10 protein-coding genes are annotated in these 8,435 nt (G+C 69.2%); 2 read left to right on the top strand and 8 right to left on the bottom strand.

What is annotated here, in order from left to right; all coding sequences use genetic code 11:
- A partial coding sequence (locus BGO22_RS15740; protein ID WP_286851633.1) for a hypothetical protein occupies positions 1–733 on the top strand: 733 nt, incomplete at its 5' end.
- On the opposite strand, the gene BGO22_RS15735 is transcribed toward BGO22_RS15740, so the two are convergent.
- Complete coding sequence (locus BGO22_RS15735; protein WP_286851631.1) at positions 690–1,766, bottom strand: RNA methyltransferase; 1,077 nt, start codon at positions 1,764–1,766, stop codon at positions 690–692. The genes BGO22_RS15740 and BGO22_RS15735 overlap by 44 nt on opposite strands.
- 78 nt (positions 1,767–1,844) lie before the next feature.
- On the opposite strand from BGO22_RS15735, the gene BGO22_RS15730 reads away from it, so the two are divergent.
- On the top strand, positions 1,845–2,717 hold the full coding sequence (locus BGO22_RS15730; protein ID WP_070400153.1) for a pirin family protein: 873 nt from the start codon (positions 1,845–1,847) through the stop codon (positions 2,715–2,717).
- 15 nt (positions 2,718–2,732) lie between these two features.
- Here BGO22_RS15730 and BGO22_RS15725 read toward each other — a convergent pair whose 3' ends face one another.
- The 7 genes from BGO22_RS15725 to BGO22_RS15695 form a co-directional block, all read right to left on the bottom strand.
- Entirely contained in the window at positions 2,733–2,972 is a 240-nt protein-coding gene (locus BGO22_RS15725) for a hypothetical protein (protein WP_286851629.1), read from the bottom strand.
- A gap of 159 nt (positions 2,973–3,131) precedes the next feature.
- Positions 3,132–3,575: a cyanase gene (cynS, locus tag BGO22_RS15720; protein WP_070400151.1), complete on the bottom strand. Its 444-nt coding sequence runs from the start codon at positions 3,573–3,575 to the stop codon at positions 3,132–3,134.
- Positions 3,576–3,640: 65 nt separating this feature from the next.
- Positions 3,641–4,516: an ABC transporter ATP-binding protein gene (locus tag BGO22_RS15715; protein WP_502686470.1), complete on the bottom strand. Its 876-nt coding sequence runs from the start codon at positions 4,514–4,516 to the stop codon at positions 3,641–3,643.
- The gene (ntrB, locus tag BGO22_RS15710; protein ID WP_286851625.1) at positions 4,506–5,375 is read right to left on the bottom strand and encodes a nitrate ABC transporter permease; all 870 of its coding nucleotides are present in this window, start codon (positions 5,373–5,375) and stop codon (positions 4,506–4,508) included. Before ntrB ends, BGO22_RS15715 begins: the two co-directional genes overlap by 11 nt.
- Before the next feature lie 2 nt (positions 5,376–5,377).
- Positions 5,378–6,787 (bottom strand): CmpA/NrtA family ABC transporter substrate-binding protein, encoded by a 1,410-nt coding sequence (locus BGO22_RS15705; RefSeq protein WP_204743826.1) that lies wholly within the window; start codon positions 6,785–6,787, stop codon positions 5,378–5,380.
- A gap of 134 nt (positions 6,788–6,921) precedes the next feature.
- Entirely contained in the window at positions 6,922–7,614 is a 693-nt protein-coding gene (locus BGO22_RS15700) for a response regulator (RefSeq protein ID WP_070400147.1), read from the bottom strand.
- On the bottom strand, positions 7,611–8,435 hold an 825-nt coding region (locus tag BGO22_RS15695), incomplete at its 5' end, for a sensor histidine kinase (protein WP_286851621.1). The genes BGO22_RS15695 and BGO22_RS15700, both read right to left, overlap by 4 nt.

Genomic DNA, 8,435 nt, shown 5'->3' with positions numbered 1-8,435 from the left:
CCTGGACTCGATCTGGTCTCGCGTGACCGCGGACCATCAGGTGGTGCTGGACACCGCGTTCCTGAAAGACCTCAAGGTGCTGATCGATCCGCCGAGCGGCCGCGTTCCGACCACCAGGACCGTCCTTCGCGCGCTGGGCCACGCGGCCACGGCGGACCAGGTCAAGGACAGCGCGGACATCCCGACCATCGCGGACCTCATTCGATCGCTGGAGCCCTTGGAGCGGGAACGTTTCAAGTACCGCTTGAACCGGGACTGGGGGCATGAGGCCTCCACCCAGCAGCTGCTGGCGGCACTGAACGCCCAGGCGCCGGCCAGGCACGGGCCGCACGAAACAACCCGGCGCGTGGAGCGTGAGCAGGCACTGGCGCTCGGGGACCTGCCCTACACCCGGCGCACAAGCCCCGATCCGATGCGCTTCATCGAGCTGAGCGACCCGCCCGCCACGACGGCCGACGCGTCGCCACCCCGGCTGGGTCAGGCGTTTGTCGACATCTTTGGCCAGCGGCTCAAGGGGCTCGGCATCTCGAACTTCCTGACGGTCACCCCCGACACCACCGTCAAGGAACTCGCCCAGTTCACCGCCATGCTGGACAACGAGGCGTTGGAGAGTTTCCGCTTCACCCTGCAATGGGTCGAGCAAGGCCGCCCGCTGGAGCCCGGCCTGAAGAACACGCCGCAAGCACGGCTCACGGCGCGCCTGCTGATGGAAGCAATGGAGACGGTCTGCTGACGGCCCGCCGCCGCAGCGCCACCACGCGCTCGCCCGTGTCCAGCGAGCGCGCCCGCAGCTGGCCACAGCCCGCGTCCACGTCCTGCCCGGCCGAGTGGCGCAGCTTGGTGAGGATGCCCTGGCGGTGCAGGCGGCGCGCGATGTCGGCCGCTTTTTCCCACGCGGGGCGCTGGAACGGCAGACCGTCGACGGCGTTGTAGGGAATGAGGTTGAGCACGCCGTAGCGGCCACCGAGCAGGCGCACGATGCCGTCGATTTCATCGTCGCCGTCGTTCACGCCGTCCAGCAGGGTCCACTGGTATTGCACCGGGTAGCCGGTGGCGCGCGCGTAGGCCTCGGCGCGCTCCACCAGCTCGGTGGGCGTGAGGCGCGGCGCGCGCGGCAGCAGTTGCTCGCGCAGATCGGGCTTGGTGGTGTGCAGCGACAGCGCCAGCGCGGGCTTGACCGCGCCACGCGGCAGGGCCTCGAAGGCGCGATCGTCGCCCACGGTGGAGAACACCAGGTTCTTGTGGCCGATGCCGCCCACGGTGCCCAGCAGCTCGATGGCCTCGAGCACCGCGTCCAGGTTGTGCGCGGGCTCGCCCATGCCCATGAAGACCACCTTGTTCACCGGCCGGCCGGCGCGCGCCAGCGCCACCTGGGCCAGGATCTCGGCGCTGCCGAGCTGGCGCAGCAGGCCGCCGGTGCCGGTCATGCAGAAGGCGCAGCCCACGGCGCAGCCGACCTGGGTGGACACGCACAGGCCGCCGCGCGGCAGGCGCACGCTCTCCACGGTCTGGCCGTCGCGCAGGGCCACCAGCAGTCGGGCCGAGCCGTCCTCGCCCGGGTGCTCGGCCTGCAGGCGCGCCAGGCCGGCGAGTTCTTCGCGCAGCGCCGGCAGGGCCCCGAACAGGGCCTTGGGGAAGTGGTGCTCGGGCTTGCGCCGGCCGGCGTCGGCCGGCAGGGCGTGCAGCCAGTGGCGCAGCACGCGCTGCGCATGCAGCGGCCCAGCCCCGAGGGCGGTGAGGCGTTGGCGCAGTTCGCTCAGTTGCATGGGGCGGGCATTGTCGCGCACGGCACCCGGGCATCCGCTCCCGGTCGACAATGGCCGGCCACGACCAAGGAGACCCCGATGCTGGAAATGGTGATCGACGCGCGCGCCGCCGACCTGGGCCACGGCCTGACGGTGCGGCGCGTGCTGCCTTACGCGAAACGCCGCATGGTCGGCCCCTTCATCTTTGTGGACCACGCCGGCCCCGTGACGCTGGCGGCCGAGGACACGCGCGCGGCCGACGTGCGGCCGCACCCGCACATCGGCCTGTCCACCGTGAGCTACCTGCTCAGCGGACAGATCAAGCACCGCGACAGCCTGGGCGTGGTGCAGGACATCGTGCCCGGCGACGTGAACTGGATGACCGCCGGCCGCGGCATTTCGCACAGCGAGCGCTTCACCCACCCCGACTCCTTCGCGGGCGGCGGGCTGGAGCTGATGCAGCTCTGGGTGGCGCTGCCCGAGCGGGATGAGGAAACCGAGCCGGCCTTCACCCACTACCCGGCCAGCGAGCTGCCGGTGCGCGAACGGGACGGCGTGTGGATGCGCCTGATCGCGGGCGAGGCCTATGGCCTGAAGAGCCCCGTGCGCACGCACTCGCCGCTGTTCTACCTGCACACCGAATGGCAGGCCGGCGCCAGCCTGGCCCTGCCCGGCGGCCACCGCGAACAGGCGGTGTACGTGGCGCGCGGCGAGATCGAGTACGCGGGCGAGGTCTACCGCCCCGGGCAGCTGCTGGTGTTCGGCGACGACGCCGACGCGCTCGTCACCGCGCGCGTGCCGAGCACGCTGATGGTCTTCGGTGGCGAGCCATTGGGCGAGCGGCACGTCTGGTGGAACTTCGTGTCCTCACGCAAGGAGCGCATCGAGCAGGCCAAGGCGGACTGGGCCGCCGGGCGCATCCCGCTGCCGCCGGGAGACGACCAGGAGTGGATCCCGCTGCCCAAGGCCTAGGCCGCGCAGGCCGGCCTAAGACCCGTACGGGTCGTCCGCCTTCCTGCGCTGCACCCGCGCCGCGCCCCACACCACGCGCAGTGGCCGGCCCTCGCGCGCCAGGCTGTCGGCCACCTTGTCGATCACGTGGCGCCGGCGCATGCCGTTGCCGGGCACGTCGAATTCCCAGAGCGTGAGCGAACCGTCGGGCCGCTCCTCCACCAGGATGGAGAAGCGGCCGTAGGGATCGCGGTACTTGAGGGTGCGGCAGTACATGTCGGCTCGCCGGGAACGAGCCGGTAGGTAACCGAAGGGCCGCCGAGGTTCACCACGCACGCCTCGCCCGCGACAGCCCGCTCCGGAGACACCACGGAACCGGCTCCGCCGGGCCGTTGGTGCCGCCCTTCCAGGGGCAGGCGCGCAGCGCCGCGGGGGTCAATACTGCTTGTACGGCAGGAACTTGCCCGACATCACGATATTCACGCGGTCGCCGTTCGGGTCCTTCTCGCGCTTCATGTCCATCTTGAAGTCGATCGCGCTCATGATGCCGTCGCCGAACTCTTCGTGGATGAGCTCCTTGAAGGTGGTGCCGTAGACGCTGATGAGTTCGTAGAAGCGGTAGATCAGCGGGTCGGTGGGCACGCTGGTGGGCAGCGAGCCCTTGTAAGGCACGACCTGCAGCCACTTCTGCTCCTCGGCCGTCAGGCCGAAGACCTTGCCCAGGACCTTGGCCTGCGCAGGCGTGGCGGTCATCTGACCCAGGCACAGGGCCGTGGTCCACTCCTTGGACTGGCCGACTTTCTTGGCGACGTCCTCCCACTTCAGGCCCTTGCTGACCTTGGTGGCGATGATCTTCTCGGTGACTTCGATGCGGCTCATGGTGGGTGGTCTGTTTGTGGTGGTGGGGTGAAAGGGTTGGAGCGGGGGCTGCGGGGTGTCGCCGGTCAATGCGCCTTCGCCCGGGAGACGAGGAAGTCGACGATGTGGTTGCGCAGGGCGTAGTAGCCGTCCAGGTGGTGCAGCTGGGTGCGCGTGCGCTCGCGCGGCAAGGGGTTGTCCACCACCTCGGCCAGGCCGCCCGGCCGGTAGGCGCCATCCACCTCGGCCCCGTTGCTCATGAGCAGGATGCGGTCGGCCAGCAGGATGGCCTCGTCCACGTCGTGGGTGATCATGAACACGGTCTGCCGCGTCTCGCGCACGATGCCCAGGAGTTCGTCCTGGATCGTGCCGCGCGTGAGCGCGTCCAGCGCGCCAAAGGGCTCGTCGAGCAGCAGCATCTTGGGCTGGATGGCGAAGGCGCGCGCGATGCCCACGCGCTGCTTCATGCCGCCCGACAGCTGCGAGGGCTTCTTGTCGATGGCCGGGCTCAGGCCCACCATGGCCACGTACTTCTCGACCTGCGCCTCGACCTCGGGTTTCTTCCAGTCGGGCCAGCGCGACTTCACCGCGAAGGCGATGTTCTGGCGCACCGTGAGCCAGGGCATGAGCGCGTGGCCCTGGAAGACCACGCCGCGCTCCAGGCTGGGGCCAGCGATTTCGCGGCCGTCCATGAACGCGTGGCCCGCGCTGGCCGTGTCCAGGCCGGCCAGCACATTGAGGATGGTCGTCTTGCCGCAGCCGCTGTGGCCGATGATGCAGACGAACTCGCCCCTGTCGATGCCGAAGTCGACGTTGGCGAAGACCGGCTTGTCGGCCTGGTAGGCCTTGGCGAGGCGCTCGACCTGCAGGAAGGCGCGGGGATGGGCGCTCATGGAATTGCCTTGTGCTTGTGTGACGCGTGTCGCGGCTGCGACGCCCTGTTGCCGGCCGTCACTCCACATAGGTCACCGCCTTCTGCAATTGCGCGAACATCAGATCGAGCAGCATGCCCACCACCCCGATCACCAGCACCGCGAAGATCACGTTGGTGAGCGAGAGGTTGTTCCACTCGTTCCACACGAAGTAGCCGATGCCGGTGCCGCCCACCAGCATCTCGGCCGCGACGATGACCAGCCAGGCAATGCCCATGCTGATGCGCATGCCCGTGAGGATGGTGGGCGCGGCGGCGGGCAGCACCACCAGGAAGGCCTTGCGCAGCGGGTTCACCTCCAGCGTGGCGGCCACGTTGAGCCAGTCGCGCTTGACCGAGGCGACGCCGAAGGCGGTGTTGATCAGCATCGGCCAGACCGAGCAGATGAAGATGACGAAGATGCCGCTGACATTGCTGTCCTTGAGCGTGTAGAGCGCGAGCGGCATCCAGGCCAGGGGGCTGATGGGCTTCAACACCTGCACGAAGGGATCGAAGGCCTTGCTCATGAGCGGCGACATGCCGATGAGAAAGCCCAGCGGGATGGCCACCAGCATGGCCAGCGCGAAACCCAGGCCCACGCGCGCCAGCGAATGCGCGATCTGGATGCCGATGCCCTTGTCGTTCGGGCCCTTGTCGTAGAAGGGATCGGACAGGTGCTTCCAGCTGGCCTCGGCCACCGCCAGGGGGGGCGGGAAGCCGTCCGACTTGGCCACGGCCGCGCCCGGGTCCTTGCCCATGAGCTTGGCGTACTCCAGCTCTTCCGGCGTGAGCGGGGCGGCGGCCGAGGGCGCGCCCCCGCCGCCCGTGCCGATCTGCCAGGCGCCGACGAAGACCACCAGCAGCAGCAGCGAGACCAGCGCGGCGCGCAGGTTCAGGTTCAGCGCCTTCATGCTCAAGCCGCCTTGCGGACCGCGAAGCTGTCGAGGTAATCCTTCGGCCTGGCCGGGTCGAACACCTTGCCCATGATGGTGTGCTTCTCGTAGCCCGGCCCGGCCTTGAAGTCCTGGCCGAGCGCTTTCATGTGCCGGCGCGCGTCGGTGATGAGGAAGACGCGCTCGGCGATCTGGTGGTAGTTGACCTCGCCTTTGATGTAGCCCCAGCGCTGCATCTGCGTGAGCATCCACACCGCCATGCTCTGCCAGGGCATGGGATCGAAATCGGCGCGGTCGGGCACGTTCTGGATCTTGCCCAGGCCGTCGGCGAAACGACCGGTGAGCACCTGGGCCACCACGGTCTCGGGCTGGTTCAGGTAGGCCTGCGGCGAGATCACCTTGGCGATGAGTTCGCGGTTCTTGGGCTGCCGGGCCATGGCCGCGGCCGTGAGCACCGAGCGGTACAGCGCCGCGAAGGTATTGGGGTTCTGGCGGATGAATTCGGCGCTGGTGCCGAAGGCGCAGCAGGGGTGGCCGTTCCACAGGTCCTTGGTGAGCACGTGCAGGAAGCCGACCTCGTCGTACACCGCGCGCTGGTTGAACGGGTCGGGGCCGAGGTAGCCGTCGATGTTGCCGGCGCGCAGGTTGGCCACCATCTCGGGCGGCGGCACCACGCGGATCTGGATGTCGGTGTCGGGGTTGAGCCCGTGCTCGGCCACGTAGTAGCGCAACAGGAAGTTGTGCATCGAAAACTCGAAGGGCACGGCGAACCTGAAGCCCTTCCACTGCTTCGGGTCGCGCCTGTCCTTGTGCTTGACGTGCAGCGTGATGGCCTGGCCGTTGGTGTTCTGGATGGTGGCCACGTTCATGGGCGTGGCGTTGGAGCCCACGCCCATGGAAATGGCGAGCGGCATGGGCGACAGGAAGTGCGTGGCGTCGTACTCCTTGTTGATCATCTTGTCGCGGATGAGCGCCCATCCCGCCGTCTTGATGACCTCCACATTGAGGCCTTCGCGCTGATAGAAGCCCAGGGGGTGGGCCATGATCAGCGGCGTGGCGCAGGTGATGGGAATGAAGCCGATCTTGAGATCGGTCTTCTCCAGCCGGCCCTTCTCCTGCGCCATGGCCTGCAGGCTGGCGATGGGCAGCACGCTGGCGATGGCCGCCATGGCCGTGCCCTTGCCCACGGCGCGAAGGAAGCGCCGGCGCACCGCATCCTGCGGAAACAGTGCCTTCACCAGCGTGGCCTCGATGAAGTCGCGGCTGTAGGCCTCGAACTCGCTGCTCTCGCTGCGCTCGCGCAGCGCGCCCGCGGCCTGCGCGGCAGCGGCCTCTTCGGCCTGGTGCTCGGCGATGCTGTGATCTCGCCCGCAGCTGCACTTGAGCATCAGCGGCTTGTCGGCGTTGTACGGGTCGAAGAAGTCGGACATGGCGCACCTCGTGTGTGGGAGATGCGCGGTGGATTGCAAGCCGCGGGCCAGTGGCCGTGCCACGGCGGATGCGCGCGCGATTTCGCGGGCGCTGCGGCGACGCGGCGTAGGGCCAGCCCTACACAGGCGCCGCCTCAGGCGCCGGAACGCTGCCTTTCGGCGTACAGCGCCAGCTCGACGTCGTTCTTGGCGCCGGTCTTTTCGAGGACACGCGCCCGGTAGGTGCTCACCGTGTTCGAGGCCAGGCCCAACCGCGCACCAATTTCGCTCACGGTCAGGCCTTGCGTGAGCAGGCGGTACACCTGGTGCTCGCGGTGCGAGAGCGCCTCGGGGCCGGCCTGCGCGCCGCCGCTGCCGACGGCGGCGGCCAGGGCCTCGGCCGTGGCGGGCGTGAGGTAGCGGCCGCCGCCCGCGCACTTGCGCACCGCCAGCAGCATGTCGTCGGGGTCGGCGCCCTTGTTGAGGTAGCCGCAGGCGCCCAGGCGGATGCAGCGCACCGCGTACTGCTTCTCGGGATAGGTGCTGAGCATGAGCACCGGCAGGTGCGGGTGCTCCTTGCGCAGGCGCTGCAGCACGTCCAGCCCGTCGATGCCCGGCATGGCAACGTCGAGCAGCACCAGGTCCAGGCCTTCGCTGCCGCCCAGCACACGCACCTGCGTGAGCACGTCCTCGCCGCTTTGGGCTTCGGCCACCACGCTCACGTCGGGCGCGTCGGCCAGGATCTGCTTGAGCCCTTCGCGCACGATGCGGTGGTCGTCGCCGATCAGCACGCGGATGGTGTCGGCCAGCAGATCAAAGCGGCTGGCCTCGCTGTATTGGCTGTTCATGTCACCTCCCCGGGCGTCAGCGCGATGGTGAGTTCCATGTGCGTGCCGCGGCCCAGGACGCTTTTGATCCGGATGTCGCCCCCGAAGTGCCCCGCGCGTTCGCGCATGCCCATCACGCCGTAGGCGTTGGCCGCCTCGAAGGCCTGGGGGGCGGCGCCGATGCCATCGTCGCGCACCGACAGCCGCAGCAGGCCCTTGCGGTGACGGATGCGCACGGCGATCCGACGGGCACGCGCGTGGCGGCCTACGTTGGAGAGCATTTCCTGGAAGATGCGAAAGACCGCGATGGCCAGCGGCTTGGCAGGCTCCGGCGCGCCGTCCACCGCCATGCGCCAATCGAGCGCGAGTTCGGCGCTGGCCACGAACTCCTGCGCCTGCCATTCCAGCGCGGCCCACAGGCCCTGGTGGTCGAGGATGCTGGGGCGCAGGTCGGTGATGATGCGCCCGACGTTGTCGACCGCGCTTTCGATCAGCCGGCTCATGTTCTGGCATTTGCAGCGCATGCGCTCGCGCATGCCCTCGGCCTCCTCGGGCTGGCGCCGCGCCTGCTCGGACAGGCGCCTGTCCATCCAGTTCACGTCCATCTTCAAGGCCACGAGCAGGCTGCCCAGTTCGTCGTGCACTTCGCGCGCGATGCGCGTGCGCTCTTCCTCGCGCACGGCCTCGCTGCGCGCGGCCAGCTCGCGCACCTGGCGCAGCGCGGTCTCCAGCGCGCGGGTGCGCTCGCGCACCCGCTGCTCCAGTTGCTCCTTGGCGCCGCGCAGGGCGTCGGCGGCGCGGCGCCGCTCGGTGATGTCGATGAACGTGACCACGGCGCCGCG

It is taken from the genome of Hydrogenophaga sp. 70-12 (assembly GCF_001897365.1).
Lineage (GTDB): Bacteria > Pseudomonadota > Gammaproteobacteria > Burkholderiales > Burkholderiaceae_C > Hydrogenophaga > Hydrogenophaga borbori.
This window is presented reverse-complemented; position numbering and strand designations above follow the sequence as displayed.